Origin of the sequence: Streptomyces sindenensis (genome assembly GCF_014649035.1) — a bacterium.
Lineage (GTDB): Bacteria > Actinomycetota > Actinomycetes > Streptomycetales > Streptomycetaceae > Streptomyces > Streptomyces sindenensis.
The window spans coordinates 18,102-41,625 of sequence record NZ_BMSG01000015.1 but is presented as its reverse complement, the minus strand read 5'-3'; the positions used below and the strand labels follow the sequence as shown (position 1 = coordinate 41,625).

General features: G+C 72.9%; 22 protein-coding genes. 15 read left to right on the top strand and 7 right to left on the bottom strand.

Annotated features, from left to right (window positions below; genetic code table 11):
* Positions 1 to 127 precede the first annotated feature (127 nt).
* Complete coding sequence (locus IE145_RS17960) at positions 128 to 1,405, top strand: hypothetical protein (RefSeq protein ID WP_189526115.1); 1,278 nt, start codon at positions 128 to 130, stop codon at positions 1,403 to 1,405.
* Positions 1,406 to 1,483: 78 nt separating this feature from the next.
* On the opposite strand, the gene rpsN is transcribed toward IE145_RS17960, so the two are convergent.
* Both rpsN and rpmB read right to left on the bottom strand, forming a co-directional pair.
* Entirely contained in the window at positions 1,484 to 1,789 is a 306-nt protein-coding gene (gene rpsN / locus IE145_RS17955; protein ID WP_010059064.1) for a 30S ribosomal protein S14, read from the bottom strand.
* On the bottom strand, positions 1,789 to 2,025 hold the full coding sequence (gene rpmB, locus IE145_RS17950) for a 50S ribosomal protein L28 (protein WP_032765457.1): 237 nt from the start codon (positions 2,023 to 2,025) through the stop codon (positions 1,789 to 1,791). Before rpmB ends, rpsN begins: the two co-directional genes overlap by 1 nt.
* 70 nt (positions 2,026 to 2,095) lie before the next feature.
* Between rpmB and rpmG the strand changes: the two genes are divergently transcribed.
* The 5 genes from rpmG (at position 2,096) to IE145_RS17925 (ending at position 5,766) form a co-directional block, all read left to right on the top strand.
* Positions 2,096 to 2,260 (top strand): 50S ribosomal protein L33, encoded by a 165-nt coding sequence (gene rpmG, locus IE145_RS17945; protein ID WP_006129270.1) that lies wholly within the window; start codon positions 2,096 to 2,098, stop codon positions 2,258 to 2,260.
* A 61-nt stretch (positions 2,261 to 2,321) separates the two neighbouring features.
* Positions 2,322 to 2,576, top strand: a complete 255-nt coding sequence (locus IE145_RS17940) for a type B 50S ribosomal protein L31 (protein ID WP_189526114.1) — start codon at positions 2,322 to 2,324, stop codon at positions 2,574 to 2,576.
* Positions 2,573 to 3,727, top strand: coding sequence for a CobW family GTP-binding protein (locus IE145_RS17935; RefSeq protein WP_189526112.1), 1,155 nt, complete (start codon positions 2,573 to 2,575; stop codon positions 3,725 to 3,727). Before IE145_RS17940 ends, IE145_RS17935 begins: the two co-directional genes overlap by 4 nt.
* An 89-nt stretch (positions 3,728 to 3,816) precedes the next feature.
* On the top strand, positions 3,817 to 4,065 hold the full coding sequence (rpsR, locus tag IE145_RS17930) for a 30S ribosomal protein S18 (RefSeq protein ID WP_189526110.1): 249 nt from the start codon (positions 3,817 to 3,819) through the stop codon (positions 4,063 to 4,065).
* Positions 4,066 to 4,146: 81 nt separating this feature from the next.
* Positions 4,147 to 5,766: an MFS transporter gene (locus tag IE145_RS17925; RefSeq protein ID WP_189526108.1), complete on the top strand. Its 1,620-nt coding sequence runs from the start codon at positions 4,147 to 4,149 to the stop codon at positions 5,764 to 5,766.
* Between the two features lie 245 nt (positions 5,767 to 6,011).
* Here the strand turns inward: IE145_RS17925 and IE145_RS17920 are convergent, their stop codons facing one another.
* Entirely contained in the window at positions 6,012 to 6,455 is a 444-nt protein-coding gene (locus IE145_RS17920; RefSeq protein WP_189526106.1) for a subtilase-type protease inhibitor, read from the bottom strand.
* A gap of 404 nt (positions 6,456 to 6,859) precedes the next feature.
* Here IE145_RS17920 and IE145_RS17915 point away from each other — a divergent pair, with 404 nt between their 5' ends.
* The 3 genes from IE145_RS17915 to IE145_RS17905 are packed head-to-tail and all read left to right on the top strand — an operon-like array spanning position 6,860 to position 10,904.
* On the top strand, positions 6,860 to 7,771 hold the full coding sequence (locus IE145_RS17915) for an ABC transporter ATP-binding protein (protein WP_189526104.1): 912 nt from the start codon (positions 6,860 to 6,862) through the stop codon (positions 7,769 to 7,771).
* 8 nt (positions 7,772 to 7,779) lie between these two features.
* A complete protein-coding gene (locus IE145_RS17910) occupies positions 7,780 to 8,754 on the top strand; it encodes an ABC transporter substrate-binding protein (protein WP_189526102.1) in 975 nt (324 codons plus the stop codon).
* Between the two features lie 2 nt (positions 8,755 to 8,756).
* On the top strand, positions 8,757 to 10,904 hold the full coding sequence (locus tag IE145_RS17905) for an iron ABC transporter permease (protein WP_189526100.1): 2,148 nt from the start codon (positions 8,757 to 8,759) through the stop codon (positions 10,902 to 10,904).
* 176 nt (positions 10,905 to 11,080) lie between these two features.
* On the opposite strand, the gene IE145_RS17900 is transcribed toward IE145_RS17905, so the two are convergent.
* The 4 genes from IE145_RS17900 to IE145_RS17885 all read right to left on the bottom strand — a co-directional run bounded on the left by IE145_RS17900 (position 11,081) and on the right by IE145_RS17885 (position 15,217).
* A complete protein-coding gene (locus tag IE145_RS17900) occupies positions 11,081 to 11,746 on the bottom strand; it encodes a TOPRIM nucleotidyl transferase/hydrolase domain-containing protein (RefSeq protein WP_189526098.1) in 666 nt (221 codons plus the stop codon).
* 84 nt (positions 11,747 to 11,830) lie between these two features.
* Positions 11,831 to 13,027 carry an MFS transporter gene (locus IE145_RS17895; protein ID WP_189526097.1) on the bottom strand — a complete coding sequence of 399 codons (1,197 nt, stop codon included), beginning with the start codon at positions 13,025 to 13,027 and terminating at the stop codon, positions 11,831 to 11,833.
* Positions 13,024 to 13,464, bottom strand: a complete 441-nt coding sequence (locus IE145_RS17890; RefSeq protein WP_189526095.1) for a nuclear transport factor 2 family protein — start codon at positions 13,462 to 13,464, stop codon at positions 13,024 to 13,026. The genes IE145_RS17895 and IE145_RS17890 overlap by 4 nt, the downstream gene beginning before the upstream one ends.
* A gap of 148 nt (positions 13,465 to 13,612) precedes the next feature.
* Positions 13,613 to 15,217, bottom strand: a complete 1,605-nt coding sequence (locus IE145_RS17885) for an adenosine deaminase family protein (RefSeq protein WP_189526093.1) — start codon at positions 15,215 to 15,217, stop codon at positions 13,613 to 13,615.
* Positions 15,218 to 15,422: 205 nt separating this feature from the next.
* Between IE145_RS17885 and IE145_RS17880 the strand changes: the two genes are divergently transcribed.
* From IE145_RS17880 to IE145_RS17855, 6 genes are all read left to right on the top strand, one after another.
* A complete protein-coding gene (locus IE145_RS17880) occupies positions 15,423 to 16,523 on the top strand; it encodes a LacI family DNA-binding transcriptional regulator (protein ID WP_189526091.1) in 1,101 nt (366 codons plus the stop codon).
* Positions 16,524 to 16,581: 58 nt separating this feature from the next.
* Complete coding sequence (locus IE145_RS17875) at positions 16,582 to 18,195, top strand: FAD-dependent oxidoreductase (protein WP_189526090.1); 1,614 nt, start codon at positions 16,582 to 16,584, stop codon at positions 18,193 to 18,195.
* Positions 18,196 to 18,396: 201 nt separating this feature from the next.
* Positions 18,397 to 20,526: a hydantoinase/oxoprolinase family protein gene (locus IE145_RS17870; protein ID WP_189526088.1), complete on the top strand. Its 2,130-nt coding sequence runs from the start codon at positions 18,397 to 18,399 to the stop codon at positions 20,524 to 20,526.
* Positions 20,523 to 21,155: a hypothetical protein gene (locus tag IE145_RS17865; protein ID WP_189526086.1), complete on the top strand. Its 633-nt coding sequence runs from the start codon at positions 20,523 to 20,525 to the stop codon at positions 21,153 to 21,155. Before IE145_RS17870 ends, IE145_RS17865 begins: the two co-directional genes overlap by 4 nt.
* A gap of 4 nt (positions 21,156 to 21,159) precedes the next feature.
* A complete protein-coding gene (locus tag IE145_RS17860) occupies positions 21,160 to 22,440 on the top strand; it encodes a TRAP transporter large permease (protein WP_189526084.1) in 1,281 nt (426 codons plus the stop codon).
* Between the two features lie 28 nt (positions 22,441 to 22,468).
* Positions 22,469 to 23,506: a glycoside hydrolase family protein gene (locus IE145_RS17855; RefSeq protein WP_189526082.1), complete on the top strand. Its 1,038-nt coding sequence runs from the start codon at positions 22,469 to 22,471 to the stop codon at positions 23,504 to 23,506.
* The last annotated feature ends 18 nt before the right edge of the window (positions 23,507 to 23,524 follow it).

Here is a 23,524-nt window from a genome sequence, read left to right as displayed (position 1 = left end):
CCGAAACCTTACACATGATTATCATTTCCAATAAAGTGAGCGGGGTTTCCGCCGGAATCCACCGGCCTCCGGAACGTCCGGCCGCCCCCGCCGCCCTCACCAGCCCCGCCTGCCCCAGGAGTTCGCCATGTCGCACACCTCACCCCCCGGTCCCCGCACGCCGCCGCGCCTCCTGGTCTCCGACCACGTCGCGGGGCGAGTCAGCCTCCTCGACCTCCCGGACGGCACGGAGCGGGCGGAGTTGGACCACCGGCACCTCTCCGAGCACGCGGGATTCCTCGCGCTGCCCGACGGGCTCGTCGCCTGTGTCGACGAGCGGGCGGGCGAGTTGCTGGTGCTCGATCCGTACGGACCGGGCGCCGGGCGGCCCCTGGTCCGGCGGCGGATACCGGTCGCGGTCCCCGCCGAACATCTGGCGGCGGACCCGGACGGGCGGCGCCTCGCGGTGACCACCGGCCTCGGCCGCAACGAGGAGGCCTGGACCGGACTGATGACGGCCGTCGACCTCGACGCCCCGGACGGCGCCGTCGCCGTACGCGTACGAGGACGGACCGGCGAACCGGGGGTCACTGTCCTCGGCGGGGCCTCCCCGCTCGTGGTGGTGCGCCACCGGGAGCCGGGCGAACTGCTGGTCCACCGGCACCGCCGACTGATGCGGTCGGCCCCCTCCTGCCCGCCGGCGGCCCCGGTGCGGCGGATCGCCCTGCCGGACGACGACGGACACGGCGACGCCCACGACCCGCTCACCGGACGGCTGTTCGCCGCGGCGGGCTCGGGGGTGCATCGCGTACGACAGGAGGGGGACGAGCTGACCCCCGAGGCCCCTCTGCCCTGGTCCGCCGACGGGCGCTCCGGCGGGCGCGGCTACTACCTGCGACTCGATCCCGTACGGCGGATGCTCTGGTCGTGCGTGCGCGGCGGGCCCGGCGACCCGGGGCAGTGGCCGGACTGGTCCAACGACGCCTGGTGGCACCACCTGGACACCGGCGAGACGGGGCGGCTCGGCCTGGGGCCCGGACTGGTCTTCCGGCTCGCGGTGACCGCCCGCCACATCGCGTTCACCCGCGTCCACCCGGACGGCGACGAGCTGATCCTGCTCACCGCTCCCCCGGCCGCCGGGTCCCGCCCGGAGGTCGAGGCCCGGCTGCCCCTGCCCGCCATGTCCGGCGCGCCCCGGCGCGGCGGGACCCCCTGGGACGGCGTGCAGCGGCGCGCGGTCGCGGCCTCCCCCGGCGGGGGCCTGGTCGCGGTCAGCCGGGGCGGCCACGGCGAGGTCCACGTCTTCGACGCGGACAAGGCGGCGCTCATCTCGACCCTGACCGTTCCGACACCCCTGGACGACGGGGGCCACCTCGCCCTCGTGGCGCCGGGGGACGGAGCGCACGCCGACCCGGTCGGCCGCTGAGACCGGCGTGGCGGGCGGCGGCGGCCTGCGGACCTCGCCGTGCCACCGCCCGCCACCCTCTTCCGGCTCAGCCCCGTGTCACCAGGAGGACTTGGTCACTCCGGGCAGGAAGCCCGCGTGGGCCTGCTCCCGCATCCGGACCCGGGAGAGGCCGAACTTGCGCACGTACCCCCTCGGCCTGCCGTCGACACTGTCCCGGTTGCGGACCCGGGTGGCGCTGGCGTCGCGCGGCTGGCGGCGCAGCTCCTCCACGGCGGCGAGACGCTCGCGCTCCGGGGTGCCCGGCCGGCGGATGATCTCCTTCAGCTCGGCCCTGCGGGCCGCGTAACGCTCGACGGTCGCCCGGCGGCTGTCGTTCCGCGCGATCTTGCTCTTCTTCGCCATCAGACCTTCTCCCCCCGCGCGCGGATGCGCGCGACCGCGGCTTCGATGCCGATGCTGTCCACGGTCCTGATCGCCCGGGCGCTCAGCGTGAGGCGCACATAGCGCCCCTCACCGGGCAGCCAGTACCGCTTGCGCTGCACATTCGGGTCGAACCGGCGGGACGTCCGGTGGTGGGAGTGGGAGATCTTGTTGCCGAATCCCGGCTTCGAGCCGGTCAGTTGGCAGTGGGCGGACATGAAAGTTACCTACCTCTCCTTCGGTGCATCCATTATTGAAAATGGAAACCATTGCCATATAGTAGCGCCCATGGCTCGCAACGAAGTACGCCCGGTCATCAAGCTCCGCTCCACCGCGGGGACCGGCTACACCTACGTCACCCGTAAGAACCGGCGGAACGACCCCGACCGGATGGTGCTGCGCAAGTACGACCCGGTGGCCCGCCGCCATGTCGACTTCCGCGAGGACCGCTGAGGCGCCGCGCGGCGCCCCGCCCTCTCCGCACACCCCTGAAGCCCCACCCGAGGACACCGTCATGAAGCCCGGAATCCACCCCTCCTACGGCCCCGTCGTCTTCCGCGACAAGGCCGCCGACTTCGCGTTCCTGACCCGCTCGACCATGACCAGCGATCGCACGGTCACCTGGGAGGACGGCAACACCTACCCGGTGGTCGACGTGGAGATCTCCTCCGCGAGCCACCCCTTCTACACCGGCACCGCCCGCGTCATGGACACCGCCGGACGCGTCGAGCGCTTCGAACGCCGCTACGGACGCGGTGAGGCCCGGTGAGCGGGCGCCGCACGAAACTGCCGGTCGTCATCGTCTGCGGCCTGCACTCCGAGGCGCGCCGGGAGGTCGTGGAAGGGCTGCTGCGGGACGTACCGCACAGCGTCGCGCTGCACCACGACCTGTCGACGGCCACCGGCGGAACGGTCCGGCGCTCCCTGCGGGACGCCGGCGGGGAACTGGCCGCCGGCGAGGCGCCGCTGGTGAACGAGTGCGCCTGCTGCGCCCTGCGCGAGGACCTCGTCCCGGAACTCGAACGGCTCGCGGGCGACGGGGTGACCCGGCTCGCCGTCCTGGAGCTCTGGGACTCCGTCGAGCCGAAGTCGATGGCCGAGGTGATCGCCGAGCACACCGGCGCCGCCGAGGTCACCAATGTGTTCACGGCCATCGACCCCACACTCGTCCTGCCCTGCCTCTCCAACGGCGACGACCTGGCCGAGGCCGGGCTCGCGGCGGCACCGGGCGACCGGCGGACCATCGGCGACACCTGGGCCCGGCAGGTGGAGTACGCCCCCGTCCTGGCGGTGGCACCGAACCCGGCGGCCGACGACGAGGACCGCGCCCTGATCCGGCAGTTGAACCCGACTGCCCGTCAGGCAGCGGCGGGCTCGCAGGAGTTGACCCGGATGGCGTTCGCCGGGTTCGACGTGGAGGCGGCGGCAGCGGGCCAGCACCCGGCCTGCGCGCTGCTGCCGCAGGAGGCGGAGGAGGCCGGGGTGGGCACGCTCGTCTGGCGGCGGTACCGTCCCTTCCACCCCGAGCGCCTCCTCGACGCGCTGGAGGACCTCAGCTGTGCCGCGGCCCGCAGCCGGGGCCGGTTCTGGCTCGCGGACCGGCCCGACACCCTGCTGTCCTGGGACGCGGCCGGCGGCGCGCTCTGTGTGGAGAACACCGGCCCCTGGCTCGCCTCGCTCCCGGACGCGGCCTGGTCCATGGTGCCGCCCTACCGGCAGGCGGCCGCCGCGCTGGACTGGCACCCCGAGCACGGCGACTGCTGCCAGCACCTGGTCTTCGTCTCCCCCGGCCTCGACCGCGAGGGGCTGACCGGGCTGCTGGACTCCTGCCTCCTCACGGACGAGGAGTACGGGTCGGGCCGGGAGGCGTGGAAGAGCCTGCCCGCCGCGTTCGACGCGCTCCTCGACCCGGTGCACTGAGACCGCCGGGCCCGTTCCCGTATCCCTCCTGAACTCCCCAGTCCGTAACCACCGGACGCACACCCCACCACCGAAGACGAGGAAGCCTCATGGCACGTCAGCACGACCCCCGCAAACCGCTCAAGAGCCGGCCGAACCCCCTGGACGCCGCCGGGATCACGTACATCGACTACAAGGACACCGATCTGCTGCGGCGGTTCATCTCCGACCGCGGCAAGATCCGCAGTCGCCGCGTCACCCGGATCAGCGCCCAGCAGCAGCGCCAGATGGCCGCGGCCATCAAGAACGCCCGCGAGATGGCCCTGCTGCCGTACTCCGGAGCTTCGACCGGCAAGTAGCGCGCGAAGCCCCCGACCTGGGACGGGGCCGCGTCCACGCCTCGGGATGCAGCACCACAGCAGTCCGAGCACCATGGACGCATGGGCAGAGACATCCCGGAGAAGGGCGCCCCCGGTCCGAGGTCTTCGGATCAGGGAACAGCGGGCCGACGGGGCGGCCCGCCGAAGCAGGGCCTCGCTCTTGCCGCCATGCTGTTCGCGGTGTCGATGACGTTCATCGACCAGACGATCGTCGCGATCGCCGCACCGGACATCATCGACGAACTCGGGCTCACCTCCTCGCAGATGCAGTGGGTCGTCAACGCCTATCTGCTCACGCTCGCCGCCTTCTTCGCGCTGGGCGGGCGGTTGTCCGACATCTTCGGGCATCGCCGCGTGATGCTCATCGGCACACTCGTGTTCGTCACCGCCTCCGCGCTGTGCGGCGCGGTGCCCTCCGGGGACGTCGCGCAGGCCTGGCTGATCGGGTTCCGGGCCGTCCAGGGCATCGGCGCGGCCCTGATGTTCCCCGCCGCGCTCGCCGTCGTCATCGCCGTGTTCCCGGTGGAGCGGCGCGGGCGGGCGCTGGCGCTCTTCTTCGGCGTCTCCGGGGCGCTCACCGCGGTCGGGCCGCTGCTCGGCGGCTGGCTCACCGCGTGGACCTGGCGGGCGATCTTCTGGGTCAACGTCCCCGTCGCCGTCATCGCGATCGCCTTGGCGCTGCTGGCCCGCGTCCCGGACCGGGCCCGCCGCGAGCCGCTGGACCTGCCCGGAGCGGCGCTGGTCGCCGCCGGCATGGGGCTGACCGTGCTGGGGGTGCAGCAGTCGTCCGCCTGGGGCTGGGACTCCGTCGCCACCTGGGCCTGTATCGCGGGCGGTCTGGTGGTGCTGGCGGTCTTCTGCCGGTTCGAGCTGCGCACCCGCTTCCCGCTGATCAAGCTGCGGGTCTTTCGCGATCTGGCGTTCAGCGTCGACAACGCGGTGCTGTTCTTCGCCATGATGGCGTTCGTCCCGGTGTTCTTCTTCGCCTCCGTGTACGCGCAGGTCTCACTGAGCGCGTCGCCGAACCAGGCCGCGCTGTATCTGCTGTACTTCTTCATCGGTTTCGGGCTGGCGTCCCAGTGGGGCGGCCGGATTCTCGACAAGCGCGGCGCCCGCCCCGCGATGAAGCTCGGCACGGCGCTCGGCGCGGTCGGGTTCGCCCTGTGGGCGGGGAAGCTGACGACGCTCTCGATGCACGACCAGTGGCTGTACGCGGCCATGGCGGGCGCCGGTATCGGTCTGCTGCTGGCACCGGCCTCGACGGACGCAGTGAACCGGGCCATCGACGCCAGTTACGGCGAGGTCACCGGCATCACCCAGACCGTGCGGAACTTCGCGGCCAGCATCGGACTGGCCGTCTACGGAACCCTGTTGACCCGTACGACGGTGACCCGGGTGGAGGAGACCCTGCGGGACAAGGGCGTGCCGAGCGGTGAGTCGCACGAGATCGCCGAGTCCGTCGCGCAGTCGGTGACCGGACACGCGGACTCCCGGGGGCCGTCCGGTTCGGGACCGGTGGCGGAGACGGTACGGGACTCGATGGCGGCGATCCGGATGGACTTCGCCGAGGCGAACCAATGGGTGTTCTACGGGATGGCCATCGCCCTCGGGATCGCCTTCCTGGTCTCGCTGCGCCATCCCGGGACCCGGGTGACGAAGGAGGAGCCCTCCGGACAGTGAGCGGACCGAGGGGTTCGCGGCCAACCGACCGCAGCGCCAACGTCCGCAGTGCCAACCGGCCGCAGTGCCAACCGACCGGGGCGCGTCGCTGCCTGCCGCGGCGGAAACGGCTGGGGCGACCGCAGGCTCCCGGTCGTCGTGGACGGGGGCGTGTGCGGGGCACGCCGGGCGGGGGCGGAAGGCCGGACGCCGTGGGCGGGGCGGTGAGGTGCTCCGTCAGCCCGGCGTCGGCTCGCCCCGGTGGGTCAGAAGGCGAAGACGGCGTTGTCGTTCATGCTGCCCGCCATTTCGCAGGCGTTGCCGTACGTGGTGCTGAACTGGACCGGCTTGCCCTGCCAGACGCCGTGGGCGGTGACCACGACCGGGTCCCACTGGCGGGTACAGGTCCGGTTCGACGGGCCGTCCGTGAGTGCGGCGAACTTGCCCTGTACCGCGGCCAGTTCCTTGCAGGCCGCGGCCGGGTCGGGGTGGGTCCCCTCGGCGGTGGGGGCGCAGGCGAGCGTCACGGCCCGCTCGACGGTGGCGGTCATCGGGTCCTCGCCGCGGGCGACGGTGAGGACGAGCGCCGAGGGTGCGTAGAGACTCTCCGCCTTCGCCGGTGCGGCCTGCGCGGTGGCGGTCGCGAAACCACCGAGCAGAAGGGTGCCTGCGGTGATGGTTGCGAAGATGGCGTGAGGGTTGCGTCGCATTGGTGAAATCTCCTTGCTCGGGTGCCTGATTGCGGTCAGGAGTCTTACGCATGCGGAAAGTAGGCGCACGTCGACGGCCAGCTTCCAGCCGCAGACATCCGTTCGAACCGACCGAATGGTCATTCGGGCAGCTCAGAGGCCTCGCGCGATTCGTCCAGCATATGGACAGATCCCGGCAGTTCAATTCGAAACGACCACCTGACCTGCGAAGACTCCAGAAGGCGCCGATGCGCCAATCCTCCGCTTCGGCCGGAAAGTACCGCCGTTCGAGGTCGCGGACACTCCTGGCGCACCCCGGCCTCCTCTGCGTGCACCCCGTCGGCGAGCCGTGCGGGGTCACGCGGAGGACACGATTCCAAATCCCCCTTGACCCGGGGAATTCAGGTTAGGCTAACCTCACTTCCGTGATCGCTCCTGCCCTCGACCGAGAAGACCCACCGCCGCACCGGGCCTCCGCGCCCGCTGCCGGTGCCACCGTGCCACCCGCCGACGACGCGGGCCTCGACGCCCGCGACATGACGGTCGCCTACGACCGCACCGATGTCGTGCACGGCGCCGACCTCCGGCTGCCGCGCGGCCGTGTCACCGCGCTCATCGGGCCGAACGGCAGTGGGAAGTCCACCCTGTTGCGGGCCGTGGCCCGGCTGCACAAGGCCCGCACCGGCAGCGTGACCGTGGCGGCCGAGGCCGGGGACGGCGCGCCCGTCGACGCCCTCGCCCTGTCGCGCTCCGACTTCGCCCGCCGCGTCACCCTGCTCGCCCAGAGCCGCAACGCCCCGGCCGGGCTCAGCGTGCGCGACGTGGTCGGATTCGGCCGGCACCCCTACCGGGGCCGGATCCGGGGAGCCGACCCGGACGGCGCCCGGATGGTCGAGCACGCGCTGACCGTCACGAACCTCACCGAGTTCGCCGACCGCGGGGTGGAGAGCCTCTCCGGCGGGCAGTTGCAGCGCGTCTGGTTCGCCTGCTGCCTGGCCCAGGACACCGACGTACTCCTGCTCGACGAGCCCACCACCTATCTGGACCTGCGCTACCAGGTGGAGATCCTCGACCTCGTCCGCGATCTCGCCGACACCCACGGCGTCACCGTCGGGGTCGTGCTCCACGATCTGGACCAGGCCGCCTCCGTGGCCGACCAGGTCGTCCTTCTCTCGTCCGGGCGGATCGTCGCCGCGGGCACGCCCGCCGAGGTGTACGCCCCCGAGCGGCTCACCGACGCCTACGGCATCCGCATCGACGTCGAACTCGACTCCCCCACCGGCATCCCGCGCACCCGCGCGGTCGGCCGCCACCACCTTCGTACCGAAAGGCCCTGAGCACCCTCATGAAGAACCATCACCTGACGTGGCCCGTCCTCGCCGCCGCGGCCGCGCTCGCCCTCACGGCGTGCGGCACCACCGAGGCGCCGAAGAAGGAGTCCGCCGGGGACAAGGCCGTGACGGTCACCGACTCGCGCGGCAAGAAGATCACGCTCGACGGGCCTGCCAAGCGGGTCGTCGGCACCGAGTGGAACGTCGTCGAGACCCTGGTGACCCTCGGCGTGCAGCCGGTCGGCGTCGCCGACGTCAAGGGCTACACCGCCTACGACACGGCCGCCCCGCTCACCAAGGGCGTCAAGGACATAGGCACCCGGGGCGAGCCCAGCGTCGCCACCGTGGCCGGGCTGAAGCCCGACCTCATCGTCGCCACCACCGACCTGTCCGACTCCGCCATCGCGCAGCTGTCGAAGGCCGCCCCGGTCGCCGTGGTCCGCTCCGCCGACGCGAGCCGGCAGATCGACCAGATGGTCGACACCGTCAACCTCATCGCCCAGGCCACCGGCACCGAGGACAAGGCCAAGTCCGAGATCGACTCCTTCCGCAAGGCGATCGCGGACGGCAGGAAGAAGCTCGCGGACGCCGGACTCGACGGCGAGAAGGTCGCGTTCGCCGACGGCTGGCAGGAGGGCAACCAGGTCTCGGTCCGCCCGTACGTCAAGGGCTCGCTGCTCTCCGACGTCAACACCGAACTCGGTCTTGTCGACCCGTGGAAGCTGAAGGGCGACAAGGCCTACGGCCTGGCCGCGACCGATGTCGAGGGCCTCACGAAGATCGGCGACGCGCAGTTCACCTACATCGCCAACGACTCCGACGGCGGCGACCCGTTCGCCGACGGCCTCAAGGACAACGCGGTGTGGAAGTCCCTCCCGTTCGTGAAGAACGACGAGGTCCACCGGCTGCCCGACGGCATCTGGATGTTCGGCGGAACCGCGTCGATGCGCGAGTACATCGACGCCCTCGTCGGCGCGCTGACCGCCTGACGATGAGCACCCGCACCACAACCGCCCCGCCCGCCCCCGTGAAGACGGTGGCGGGCGCGGCCGGTCCTGCCGGGGACGCGTCCCCCGCGGCGGCCGGCCCACCGGCCCGTCGCGGCCGGATGTTCCTCCTCGCGCTCGCGGGGCTCCTCGCGCTGGCCGCCCTCGCCCTCACGCATGTGAGCCAGGGCACCGCCGCCGTCGATCTCCACACGCTCTGGGAGCTGGCGACCGGCTCGTCGTCCGACCGGACCGCGCACGAACAGACGACCGCCGTGGTCCTGGACTCCCGGCTGCCCCGGCTCGCCGCGGGCCTCCTGGTCGGCTGTGCGCTCGGCGCGGCCGGCGCGGCCCTCCAGTCGGTGTCGCGCAACATGCTGGCGTCCCCCGACACGCTCGCCGTGAACGCGGGTGCGTATCTCGCGGTGGTCACCGTCGCCGCGTTCGGCATCTCGCTGCCCGCACTGCCGGCCGGGGCCACGGCGTTCCTCGGCGGACTCATCGCGGCCGCCGTCGTGCTCGGTCTGTCCCGGGCCGGGGCCGGGCCCGTCCGGCTGGTGCTGGCGGGATCCGCGCTCACCCTCGCGCTGTCCGGGCTGAGCGGGATGCTGCTGCTCCTGCGCTCCCAGCAGACGACCGGTCTGTTCGCCTGGGGCAACGGCTCGCTCGCCCAGATCGGCATGCAGTCCATCGACCGGCTCGCCCCGCTCGCGCTCGTGGCGTTCGCCGGGCTGATGCTGATGGGCCGACGGCTCGACATCCTCGCCCTCGGCGACGACGGTGCGGCGGTGGTGGGCGTGAACCCCCGGCTGACCCGCTCCATCGCCGTGATCCTCGCGGTGCTGCTGGCGGCGGTGTCGGTGGCGGTCGCGGGGCCGGTCGGCTTCGTCGGCCTGTGCGCGCCCGCGGCGGTCCGGCTGCTCAGCACCTGGATCCCGGGCCTCGTCCGGCACCGGGCGTTCATCCCCGCGTCGGCGCTCGCGGGCGTGCTCGTCGTGCTCGGCGCGGATGTGCTGCTGCGCGCGGTGTTCGGCGCCCAGGCGGGGGCCGAGGTGCCGACCGGCATCGTCACGACCTGTTTCGGTGCGCTCGTCCTGATCTTCCTGGCCCACCGGTCCCGGGACATGGGGACGGACAGCGGTTCGACGGCGTTCGCGCGGCTGCGCAGCCGGCGCGCGTTCGTCGTCACCCTGGTGGCGACGGTGGTCGGGCTGCTCGGCGCGGTGGTGGTGGCGACGCTCTTCGGTGACGCGACGCTGCTGCTGGGCGATGTGGGCAACTGGCTCGCGGGCCGGTCGGGACACTTCGTCAGTTACGTCCTGGACACACGGGTCCCCCGGGTCGCCGCCGCTCTGCTGGCCGGTGCGGCGCTTGCTGTCGCGGGAGCCGTCGTCCAGGCGGTCTCGCGCAACCCGCTCGCGGAGCCGGGTGTCCTCGGCGTCGTCAGCGGCGCCGGGGTGGGCGCGGTCGCCGTCCTCACCGTCGTACCGCTGGCGAGTTTCTGGCTGATCGGCGGCTCCGCGCTGGCCGGTGCGGCGGCGGCCGCGGCGCTGGTGTTCGGCCTCGCCGCACGCCGTGGTCTGGAGCAGAACCGGCTGGTGCTCATCGGTATGGGTGTGCACGCCGGGGCGGGCGCGTTCGTGAGTCTGCTGATCGTGCTCACCGACCCGTACAACGAGACGAAGGCGCTGGCCTGGCTGGGCGGTTCGACGTACGGGCGGACGTTCCCCGAGCTGATTCCGGTGCTGGTGGCGCTGGTCGTCGCGCTGCCCGTCCTGGCGGTGATGCGCCGTGAACTGGACCTGATCGGGCTGGACAACGAAACGCCCGCCCTGCTCGGCGTGCGGCTCGGCCGCACCCGGCTGGGTCTGCTGAGCCTCGCCGTCGTCCTGACGGCGGGGGCGGTGGCGGCGGTCGGCGTGATCGGTTTCGTGGGCCTCGTCGCGCCGCACGCGGCACGCGCCCTGGTGGGCCGCCGGCACACGCGGGTCCTTCCGGTGAGCGCGCTGCTCGGCGCGCTGCTGGTGGTCGTGTCCGACACGGTCGGCCGGACGGTCATCGCCCCGGCGCAGATCCCCGTCGGGCTGCTCACGGCGGTGATCGGCGCCCCGTACTTCATCTGGCTGCTCTGGCGGTCGAGGCGCGAGGGGTGACGGGCCGGCGGGCCGTACCGGCGGGTCCGAGCCCGCCGGTACGGCGTCCCTGCCGTCCTGGCCGCCTCGGGCCGTGAAGCGGTACCGCCCCGAGCCGACCGCGAAGGACGCGCTGCCGTCGTCTGTCCGACGGCAGCGCGCGCCGGAGCGGGTGAAGCCGAGGAGGCGCCCGGTGGTCAGAGGTGGGCGAGGAGTCCGTCGAGCGGCCGGGGCAGGCGGGTGAGGTCCAGGGCCTCGGCGAGCGCCCGGGCGTAGTGCTCCTTGCGTCCGCCGATGGTGCCCATGAAGCGCCGCAGCTGCGCCTCGACCGGCCGCTCCCGCTGGGCGGGCTGCTTCTGGAAGAGCCGGAAGGTACGCAGGTCGCCCTGGTCGTCGATGACCTGCTGGACGCCGTCGGTGCCGAGCGCCCGGATCAGCTCGTCCTCCAGGTCGGCGTGGCAGGTGAAGAAGCCCAGCGTCTCCAGGTCGTCGGGGGCGAGACCGGTGCCGAAGCCGGTGCGCTCCAGGCCCTGGAGGAAGAAGCGCTGCTCCGCCGCGTCGCACAGCCCGGCGGGCCGGACGTCGAGTCCGTCGGGGCCCAGGAGGCGCAGGAACCGGGTGATGCTGGTGGCACCCCCGAGCGGTACGACCACGGCGCCCTCGGCGGTGAGGGTGCGGCCCTGGCGTCCGGCGAGCGCCTCGACCGCCGCACGGTCGCTGACGCCCTCGACGAGCACCACCGTGCGCAGTCCCAGACCGGCCGCCAGCTCGCGGGCGGCCCCGGCCTCGGCGGGCGCCGGGGTGTCGCTGTCGTCGGCGGCCCAGGAGATGACCGTCTGCCTCAAACGTGTCGCTGTGTCCACCCGGCCAGTCTCGCACCGTGATCGGCGGGTGCGACAAGGGATTTCGCGTACGTCGACGAGGCCCGGCACGCCGGCAGCGTTACGTCACCGGGGCGCGGGAGGCCTGCGGGCCAGGGAGAGGCCGACGCCCAGGGCGAGGGCGAGCACACAGCCGGAGAAGGCCAGTCCGGCGTTCCTCAGCCCGATGCCGAGGGTGAGGGCGCCGACGCCGACGACGGGAAGGGAGATGCCCAGGTAGGCGATGACGAAGAACGCGGACACGGTCGCGGCCCGGTGCTCGGGCGGTGCCGCGGCGCTGATCGCCGCCACCGCGCCCCGGAACGCCAGCCCCTGGCCCAGGCCACCGCACAGGGCCCCCGCGACCAGCAGGGGCAGCGAGGTGAACAGCAGCGAGGCGCCGACCAGGACGAGCCCCGCCACGAGGACGAAGCAGCCGCCCGGCAGGGCCCGGCGCTGCCCGACCCGCCCCATGAGCGCCTGCCCGGCCGTCGAGGCGAGGAAGACGGAGAAGACGACGAGACCGGTCAGGGCCAGGTTGTGCACGTCGAGCGTCTCGGCGACGAACGCGGGCGCGACCGCCGTGAAGAGGCCGAGCAGGGAGAACCCGGCGAAGGCGGCCACCGCCGAGGTGGTGAACACGCCGCGCATCGTGGGCGGCACGGCCAGACCCTGCGGCCGCGGCCGCAGCCCCCTCACCCGGGCGGAGGCGACCGTCTCGGGAAGGAACCAGGTCAGCACGGCGGCCACGGCGATCAGGGCCAGGTGCGCGATGAAGGGGAGCCGGAGGGGCCAGGGGGCGTACTCGGCGAGCAGTCCCGACAGGAGCGGCCCGCACCCCAGGCCGCCCATGTTCGCGGCGGTCGCGGCAAGTCCGGCGCGGGCCGCGCGCCCCGGCGGGGCCAGCTCCATCACCGTGACCGTCGCGGCGCCGCTGAGCAGTCCGGCGGCGAACCCGGAGAGGAGCCGGCCGGCGAACAGGGCGGGGAGCCCGCCCTCGAAGAGGAAGCAGAGCGCGCTGGCCGCCGAGAAGCCCAAGGCGGCCAGGAGGACCGGTCGCCGCCCCGCCTCGTCGGACACGTTCCCGGCGAGCAGCAGAGTGGCGATCACCCCGAGGGCGTAGACGGCGAAGACGACGGTCACCATCAGCTCGGAGAAGCCGAGCTGTTCCCGGTAGAGGCCGTAGAGCGGGGTGGGCAGCGTGGTGCCCGCCATGCCGACGGCGAAGACGGCCGCGGCAGCCGGGTAGCCGAGGCGTTTCCTGCTCCGTGGCGGACGGGTCATGAACCGGTGGGCGGGGCCGCGGGGGTGATGTGGCTGAGCACGCACCGCCAGTGCCCGTCGCGCCGTACGAAGACGTCCGTGGTCCATTCGTCGGCGTCGAAGCGCTGACCGCCGTAGTGGGCGGTGTTGGTGATCCGGGCGGTGAGGAGGGCGGTGTCCCCGTGGACCCGGACCCTCGGCGGGGTGACGGCCTCCATCGCCGAGTGGGTCAGGTCGCCGGAGGCCACGAGGGCCAGGAACGCCTTCCGGTCCGTGATGCCGGACTCGGAGACGATGACCCACTCGTCGGCCATGAAGCCGGCGATCCGTGCGGTGTCGTTCGCGACGATCGCGGCGGCCCAGTCGTCGACGATCGCGGTGAGCCGGGCGTGATCGGCCCCGGGCGTTCCCCGGTACGGGGCCGGCTCGGCGGTCTCGTACTCTCCGCTCTCTCCCATTCCGCGAGCCTAACCGCGGGCTGCGCGGGCCGCGCGTCCTGCGGGCGCGAGCGGGGCCCGTACCCGGCCCGGGGGCGGGGGCGGGACCGTCCGACGGACACCGTACGGTCCCGCCCCCGGTCATCGGCCGGTCAGCGGTGGGGCGGGGTCAGCGCGCCCCGCCCTGGCGGCGTTCGAATCCGGCGAACGCCGCTTCCTGGCGCCACTCGGTGGCCGCCTTCGCGTTGTCCGCGAGGTGACGGGCACAGGCCGGTGCTGGCGGGGCGACGCCCGGCTGCGATCCGGCGCAGGCGCGGACCGGGCGGTAGCCGGTGCGTGCGGAGCCGGCGGCCCAGAGGCTGTCGCCGTCGAGGAAGGCGTGCTCCAGCGAGGCGCGCGCCAGGTCCTTCAGCTCGGTGTAGCTCAGGCCGTAGGTGGCGCGGGCGTACTGGTACTCGTGGCTGATGTCGATCCGCGAGACGCCGGGGTCGTCGGTGGCGAGGACCACCGGGACGCCGTAGCGGCGGTAGGCGTTGAACGGGTGGTCGTCGCCCGCCACGCCCAGGATCTGCTTGTTGCTGCTGAACGGCACCTCGACGGCGACACCGCGCCGGGCCATGGTCCGGGCCAGCTGCCGCCAGTCGTCCTCGTGGACCAGGTCGACGCCGTGTCCGATGCGTTCGGCTCCGGCGACCTGGACGGCCTCGCGGATGTGGAAGGTCAGGTCCTCGGGCTTGACCAGGCCGGGGGTCAGCTCACCGGCGTGCAGGGTGAGCCGGGCGTCCGGGTACTGGGTGCGCAGGTACTGGAGCATCCGCATCTGGAGGCGGTAGTTGCGCAGGGCGCTCTCCCCGTCCTCCGGCTGGACGAGGTTGACGGCGACGAACCTCGGGTCGCGCTCCGCGAGGCGCATACCGACGGCCATCTGCGTGAACACGCGCTCGTTCGAACTGCCGCGGGAGACCTGGGAGATCCACCGGACGGGCAGACGGCAGCCGGGGTCGGGGCGGCCGGTGTCGCAGTGCGCCGTCTTCCGGAACTGGGCGTCGGCGGCATCCGCTTCCCGTACGGCCTCGTCGACGACCCCGTCGAGCTTTCCGCCGGCGACCAGCTTCCGGTGGAAGGCGGCGAGGTCGGCGTCGTAGCCCACGGATTGGGCGAGCTTCTTCGCGGCGTCCGAGGCGGGGGTGACCAGGGTCTCCAGATAGAACTGGTTCTGCTCCACGACGGTGTTGGCCACGTTGGCGAGCATCTTGCCGCGGTCGCGCGTCGCCTCGCCGAACTTGCCGAAGGTGTCGAAGAAGTGGTCGTGGCCGGACTGGCCGGCGGGGAAGTCCTGCATGGACCAGGCGCGGACGATCCGCTGCCGGAACTCCGCGTCCGTGCGGGCGTCGGCGGCCGGCCGGGTGCCCGGTCCGCAGGGCGGGCGCACGGCGGTGTCGGTGGCGTCGATGCACAGGCCCCGCTCGCCCGCGAGCTGGATCAGGTACTCGGTGGTGACGGCGCCCGAGAGGTGGTTGTGGAGGTCACCGCCCTTGGGCAGCGCCGCGAAGAACGCCTTGAGCCGGGCCGGGTCGTCGCGCAGCGCGTCCAGACGGGCGTCGGTCCTGCGCTCGGCCGGGGTGGTGACGCGGAACGCGGCCGGGGCGGCGGGGTCCTGAGCCGGTGCGGCGGTGGCCGGGAGCGCGGGCAGGATCGTCAGTAAAGCGAGTGCGGCGATCCCGGCCGGGACCAGGGAGTGGGGACGGCAGACCGTCCGAATCGTTGAGATCACCGCCGCATGATCGCGTCGGGCACGGCGCCCGCCCGCGCGAAACACATGGGCGTACACGGGTTCCACCCGATCGTGTGCCGTAGCGCCCTGACGGCAGAAGGGCCGAAAGAAGTCTTGCGCGATCTCTTGACCGGTGTGGGACGAGGGTCCACAGTGACTCACTAATGCGCATTAGTAATACGCATTAGTGATCCGGAGGAACACCGTGGAAGAACCCAGGAAGCGGGCCAGACCGGGCCGCGTGCCCGCCCCCGCGGGCCGTACGTCCCGGCCGCGGCAGGCCGAGGTCGCCCGGCTCGCCGGGGTCTCGCAGGCCACTGTCTCGCTGGTGCTCGGGGCCCGGAAACAGGGCGCGACGATCTCCGAGGAGACGCGCCGCAAAGTGCTCGACGCGGTGCGGGCGCTCGGCTACGTCCCCGATCCGGCGGCCAGCCGGCTGGCCGCCGCGCGGAACAATCTGCTCGGGGTCTTCAGCTTCACGTCCACGTTCCCGACCGACGTGCAGCACTCGTACTACCCGTTCCTGGTCGGCGTCGAGCAGGAGGCCGCGGCCCGCGGCTACGACCTGGTGCTCTTCACCGGGTCCAGCACGGGCGGGGCGGGGGCGGCCGGGCCGAACGCCCTGGCCCGGGTCCGGCTCGCCGACGGCTGTCTGTTCCTCGGGCGGCACGCGCCGGCCGAGGAACTGCGGCGACTCGTCGCCGACGGGTTCCCCGTGGTCCACCTGGGCCGCCGGGACGAGCTGGAGGGGCTCGCCTGGGTCGGCGCGGACTACATCAGCGCCAGCCAGGAGGTCGTCGCCCATCTCGCGGCGCTCGGGCACCGGCGCATCGTGCTGGTCCGGGAGGACGACGACGCGCCCGCCTCCACCGACCGTGAACACGGCTTCCTCAAGGGCCTGGAGGAGGCGGGGCTGCCCGGCGGCCCCGCCGCCGTCTTCCGCTCGGCCGACCCCGAGCGGGAGCTGACCGCCGAGCGGCTGCGCGGCTGGCTCGACGAGGGCGTCACGGCGTTCGTCGCGGAGGAGACGGACACGGGCGACGCCTGGCGCGCCCTGCACGGGGCCGCGCACTTCGTCGGCATCGACTGCCCCCGCGACGCCTCGCTGGCGCTGCTCGGCAGCCCGCCGCCGGACCTGGCCGAGGAGCCCGTGCCCACCGGATTCGACATCCCCCGGCCCCGGTTGGGCGCGGCGGCCGTCCGGATGCTCGCCGCCCTCGTCTCCGGGGAGGAGGCGGCCGAACCTCTGGTCGCCTGCACCTTCCGGCCCGGCTCCACGGCGGGCCCTGCCCCCGCCCGGTACTGAGCTCGGGAGTTGAGGGCACGTCACCGCACCACGTACATCCAGCACTTCAAGGAGAACCGTGATACCCGAACCCGACATCCTCATCGTGGGCGGCGGACTCGGCGGGGTCGCCGCCGCCATCGCCGCCTGCCGGGCGGGGCGTACCGTCGTCCTCACCGAGGAGACGGACTGGATCGGCGGCCAGCTGACCTCACAGGCGGTCCCGCCGGACGAGCACCCGTGGGTCGAGGAGTTCGGCACCACCGCCTCGTACCGCACCCTGCGCGAGTCCATCCGCGCCTACTACCGCCAGTGGTACCCGCTGCGTTCCGAGGCGTCGGCCCAGCGCACCCTCAACCCGGGTGCGGGCCGCGTCAGCAAGCTGTGCCACGAGCCGCGCGTCGCGCTCGCGGTCCTGGAGGCGATGATCGCCCCGTACCGCTCCGCCGGGCTGCTCACACTGCTCACCGAACACCGCCCGGTGGCCGCCGAGGCGGGCGACGACGACACCGTACGGTCGGTCACGCTGTGCGACACGCGCAGCGGCAACCGCCTTACGATCAGCGCCCGTTACGTCATCGACGCCACCGAGACCGGCGAACTGCTCGAACTCGCCGGGGTGGAACACGCGATCGGCGCGGAGGCGCGGAGCGAGTTCGACGAACCGCACGCCCCCGAGCAGGCGCAGCCTCTCAACCAGCAGGGCATCACGGTGTGTTTCGCGCTCTCGCACCACGAGGGCGAGGACCACACCATCGAGCGCCCGGCCGACTACGACTTCTGGCGGACGTACCGGCCGGAGTTCTGGCCCGGCCCGCTGCTCGGCTTCCTCGCGCCGGACCCGCGCAGCCTGGAGGCCGTTCCGCGCACGTTCGTGCCGAATCCGGAGCTGGACCCGCTGGACGTCAGCGCCGACCAGTCCGCCGACGCGGGCGACAAGGAGCTGTTCGGCTTCCGCCGGATCCTGGCCCGCAAGCTGCACCGTCCCGGCGCGTTCGACTCGGACATCACGCTGGTCAACTGGCCTTTGAACGACTACTGGTTGAAGCCGCTGATCGGAGACGGCGAGGAGACGGCGGCCGCCGCGCTGCACGGGGCACGCCAGCTGTCGCTGTCGGTCCTGTACTGGCTCCAGACCGAAGCCCCCCGGGCGGACGGCGGCCGGGGCTTCCCGGGGCTGCGGCTGCGGCCGGACGTCACCGGCACGGCGGACGGCCTCGCGAAGGCCCCGTACGTCCGGGAGTCGCGGCGGATCAAGGCCGTCACCACGGTCACCGAGCACGACGTGTCGATCGACATCGTCGGCCCGTACGGCGGGACCCGCTACCGGGACTCGGTCGGCGTCGGCAACTACCGCATCGATCTGCACCCCTCGACCGGTGGCGACAACTACATCGACATCGGCTCGGTGCCGTTCGAGATCCCGCTCGGCGCGCTCGTCCCCCGCCGGGTCCGCAATCTGCTGCCCGCGGGCAAGAACATCGGCACCACGCACATCACCAACGGCTGCTACCGGCTCCACCCGGTGGAGTGGAACATCGGCGAGGTCGCCGGCGCCCTGGCCGCCCACTGTGTCGCCGAGAACGTCGAGCCGCACCGGGTGCAGGCCGAGGACAAGCGGTTCGAGGTGTTCGCCCGGCTGCTGGAGCGCGACGGAGTCCAGCGCCACTGGCCGGACGTACGCGGCTACTGACCGGGGAACCCCGGCCCGCTTCATCCGCACGGCCCGCTTCATCCGCACGACCTGTTTCACCGCACGGCTCCCAGGGGCGGTCGCGGAGCGCCGGGCGGGCGCAGCTCCACCTGTACCCGCCCGGCCCAGGACCCACGGCGTCTGCCGACGCCCGGTCCTGCCGCCCTCGCCCTGCCCACCCGCACGAGGAGGTGCCCAGCCATGACCACCCACCGCATCCGCGTCGGCATCGACGTGGGCGGGACCTTCACCGACGCCGTGGCCGTAGACGCCACGACCCTGCGACTGCTGGGGCAGGTGAAGGTACCCACCAGCCACCACCACGAGGACGGTGTCGCCCACGGCATCGTCGAAGCCCTCGACCGGCTGCTGGAGCAGACCGGTCACACGCCCGAGGACGTGACGTTCCTCGCCCACGGGACCACCCAGGCTACCAACGCCCTGCTGGAGGGCGATGTGGCCACCGTCGGGCTGCTCGGCATCGGCACCGGTCCGGGTGCCATGTTGACCCGCCGGCTGGCCGCCTTCCGCAAGCTGGAGCTGGCTCCGGGCAAGCGGCTGCCGCTCGCCTACGCCCATGTCGCCGACCCGGACGACGCCCCCGCCGTACGCGCCGCGCTCGACGAGGTCGTCCGCGAGGGGGCCGAAGTCGTCGTCGCCAGCCAGCCGTTCAGCGTCGATCGCCCCGAGGGCGAGGAGGCGGTCGCGGCGGCCGCCCGGGAGCGTGGGCTGCCGACGACGGCCGCCCACGACATCACCTCGTTGTACGGGCTCCACAAGCGGACCCGGACGGCCGTGGTGAACGCGGCGATCCTGCCGCGGATGCTCGCCACCGCCGATCTGGTCGACGCCTCGATCACCAAGGCGGGCGTGAGCGCGCCGCTGATGGTGATGCGCTGCGACGGCGGGGTGATGTCGCTGGACGAGATGCGGCGCAGACCGCTGCTGACGGTCTTGTCGGGTCCGGCGGCGGGCGTCGCCGGGGCGCTGATGCAGGAGCGCATCAGTGAGGGCCTGTTCCTGGAGACCGGCGGGACGTCCACGGACATCAGTGTGGTCCGGCGCGGCAAGTTCGCCGTACGGCACGCGACGATGCTGGGCCGGACGTCGTACCTCTCGGCGCTCGACGTGCGCACGGTCGGCGTCGGCGGCGGCTCGATGGTCCGGATCGACGGCGGCGAGGTCGTCGGCGTGGGGCCGCGCAGCGCGCACATCGCGGGCCTGCCGTACGCCTGTTTCGCGAGCGCGGAGGACCTGCGGGACGCGAAGGTGACGACGGTCCGGCCGATGGCCGACGACCCGGCGGACTACGCGGTGCTGGACGCGGCGGGCGGCCGGTTCGCGATCACCATGACGTGTGCGGCGAACGCGCTCGGGCGGGTGCCGGAGGGCGACTTCGCCCGCTGCGACCAGGAGGTGGCACGGGCCGCGCTCGCCCCGCTGGCCGCCGCGCTCGGCACGGATGTCTTCTCGGCGGCGACGAAGCTGCTGGACGCGGGCACCGACCGGGTGAAGTCGGTGGTGGAGGCGATGATGCGCGACTACCGCCTGGAGAAGGACACGGCGGTGCTCGTCGGGGGCGGCGGAGGGGCCGCCTCCGTCACCCCGCATCTGGCGGCGGTCACCGGCCAGGAGGGGCGGATCGCCCGGCACAACGAGGTGATCAGCCCCATCGGGGTGGCCCTCGCGCTGATCCGTGAGCAGGTCGAACGGATCATCCCGGGCGCCGGCCAGGAGCAGATCCTCGCGGTACGGGCGGAGGCCGAGGCCGCCGTCGTCGCCCAGGGGGCGGCCGCCGACGGGGTGGAGGTGGAGGTCACCGTCGACCCGCAGACCAGCACCGTACGGGCGGTCGCGACCGGCGCCACCGAGCTGCGCACCCAGGACCGCGCCCACCGGGCGGACGAGGCGGACCGGCTGCGGGCCGCCGCGATGAGTCTGCGCACCGACCCGGCGTCCGTGCGGGTCCTCGCGGGCACGCCGGCCCACACGGTGTACGGCACCGAGGTGCGCCGCCGGTTCCGCGCGGACCGGCACCCGGTGCGGGTGGTGGACGCCGACGGCGTCGTACGGCTGCACGCGCCGGACGCCCGGGTGGAGACGACCACGGTGGGCCGGGCCCCGGAGGTGCTGGCGGGCCTGGTGAAGGAGGCCACGTCGTACGGGGACGGCGGGGTGCGGGCCCCGGCGCTGCGGCTGCTGCTCGGCTCGCGGATCGCCGATCTGTCCGGGGTCCTCGATCCGGACCCGTTGCTGGCGCTGGCCCGCAGCGAGCTGCGGTCGCGGGCCGCCGACGAGCCGGTCGTCGCCGTGGTGGAGGTGCGGTCGTGACGGCCGCCCTGCTGGACCGGGCGGCGCGCACGGCGATCGCGGAGCTGGAGGCCGAGGACGACGTCGAGTTCGGCGTACGGCTGCTGCGGAACACACCCACGCACGAGCGGCGCGATCCGGCGCTGCTGCGGCGCTGGGCCGCGACGGCCGACGCGTTCGGGGCGGGGCTGCCACCCGTCGCGGCGACCGCCCGGATCGTGGAGAGCGACGGGGGCCTGGCGAAGGGGCTGCTGGCCCGCTACACCTCACGGCCGGTCCCGACCGTCGAGCTGTTCACCGACACGCTGGCGCTCGCCGACGCGCTGATCGACCTGCTCGGCTGGCGGCACTGGTACCCGGCGGGGTCGGTACGGGCCGCGGCCGTCGCCCACGAGGCGGTGCACGGGCAACTGCACCACGGGCCGCGGAAGAAGGAGCTCAAGCGGGCCCTGGGCCACGTCGTGCTGCGCGCCGGACGGCACACCCTGTACGGCCATGTCGCGGGCGCCGACGAGATCGCCGCCCACGCCCACGCCCGCACGGTCTGCGGCCTCGGCCGCAGCCCCCTCCTGCTGACGGCGGCCCTGGCCACGGCGGCCGAGCCACAGCACGGGTCCTCGCACGGACCCCCGCACGGAAGAGAGAAGTAACGCCATGGGCGTCGTCATCCTTCTTGTCATGGCGGCCGGTGTCGCCGCGATGCTCACCCGCAAGCTCCCCACCGGCTTCGCGCTCGTCCTCCTGGCCGTCGCCATCGCCTTCGTCGCGGGCGCACCGCTGACCGGCGAGAACAGCGTCCTGGACACGGTCCTCCAGGAGGGCGCCCCGGCGCTCGCGGCGACGATGGTCGCCATCCTGCTGGGCTCCTGGCTGGGCAGGCTCCTGGACGAGACCGGTATCGCGGGGACGCTGGTCCGCAAGATCGTCGAGTTCGGCGGGGACCGGCCGGTGGTGGTCGCCCTGGGTGTCCTCGCGGTGTCCACCCTGGTCGGTACGGTCACCGGCTCGGCCCCGGCGGCGATGCTCGCCGGGATCATCGGCATCCCCGCCATGATCGCCGTGGGCATCCCCAAGGTCACCGCCGCCGGAACGATCCTCATGGGCATCGCCGCGGGCATGCCCTTCGAGCTGCCGATCTGGCAGTTCTTCTCCACGGCGCTGGAACTGCCGATCCCGACGGTGCGCGGGTTCATGCTGAAGCTGTTCCCGTTCGCGCTGTCCGCCGCCGTGCTGTTCGTCCTCGTCGAGACCCGGCGCCGGGGTGTGGAGCATGCCTGGTCGCTCAAGTCTGCTTCGGCGAAACCCGTTTCGCGTCGCGAGCAGCTGGGCGACGCACCGTGGTACGCGCTGCTCACCCCGGTCGTGCCGCTGGTGCTGGCCCTCGGCTTCGAGGTGGCGATCCTGCCGTCGATGCTGGCCGGCGTGGTGTACGCGCTGCTGACCACCACCCGGCCGCGCGAGATGAACAAGCGGCTGCTGCGCACCCTGTACGGGGCGTTCGAGGTCGCGGCGGCACCGATGGTCCTGTTCATCGCCATCGGCATCCTGCTCGCCGCGGTCAGACTGCCGGGCGCGGTCGAGTCGTTGGAGCCGCTGGTGAAGGCGGTCAGCCCGCAGAACCCCGTGCTGTTCGTGCTGGTGTTCACACTGCTCGTACCGCTCTGCCTGTACCGGGGCCCGCTCAACGTCTTCGGTCTCGGCGCGGGGATCGCCGGGGTCCTCATCGCGGCGGGCATCTACCCGGCCGTCGCGGTGCTGGGGCTCGCCACCTCGTACAACCAGGTCTTCGGGGTGTCGGACCCCACCAGCACCCAGACCGTGTGGAGCGCGCAGTACGCCGGGGTGACCCCGCAGCAGGTGATGCTGCGGACCCTGCCGTACGTCTGGGCCGTCGCGCTCGGCGGCTTCTGCGTCACCGCCGCCACCTATCTGTGATCCATCACTTCCCGGGACGGAGAACGACATGACACAGCACCAGGACTCACCCCTCACGCCCGACGCGGGGCAGCCGAGCCGCCGGATCTTCCTGCGCGGAACGGTCGCCGGGATCGCGGCGACCGCCGGGCTGGCCGCCACCGGGGCGGTGGCGGGCCCCGCCGCCGCGGCGCCGGGCGGCTTCCCGGACTACAAGCACCTCAGGCCGCTCCTGACGCCCTCCCAGCTGAAGTACAACCCGACGGGCGAGATCATCTTCCCGTGCATCCGGGGCGTCTACGACCGGCTGGCCAACCCCCTGGGCCGGTACTACCTCTACTACGCCCCGCACGACGCCCCCGGCGGCATCTGCCTGGCCTACGGGAACTCCCTGGAGGGCCCCTTCACGGAGTACCCGGCGAACCCGATCGTCTCCAACAACTGGCAGCCGCACTACAAGGTCAGCCATGTCTCCTCGCCGCACGTCCTGTGGAACGCGGACGTCAAGGAGCTCTGGCTGTACTTCCACGGCGAGAACCACACCACCCGCCTCGCCCGTTCCAAGGACGGCATCACCTTCACGTACGACAGGACCGTGCTCACCAAGGACATGCTTCCGGCCGGCACCAGCGAGACGTCGTACGCCCGGGTCTTCCGGCACAACCTGCCCGCACGCGACGCCCGGTACGTGATGCTGTTCATGGTCAACAATCAGTCGAACCGCCGTGACGTCGGCTGGGGCTGGTCGAAGGACGGCCGCACCTGGTCCTTCGCGCAGCAGCCGTTGATCCGGCATGCGGACGTCGGCGCGAACAACATCAGCGGCGCGCACCTGCTGACCCGTAACAACAGCACGTACGTCGTCTACCACACCGGCAAGGACACCGGCGGGAACATGCTGATCACCGAGGTCGGCAACGACTTCTCCCGCCGGGACCACCTCGGCCTCTTCTACGATTCGAGCAACGCCGCACCGGAGAACGGCCGGGCCGCCGCGCCCAGCTTCGGTACGGACCGGGGTGTGCCGTACATGGTGTACGAGGCGGGCGAGCGCCTCAAGGGCTCGATCTGCGTGGCCCGAGGCTGACGCGGGGGGCGGGGGTGC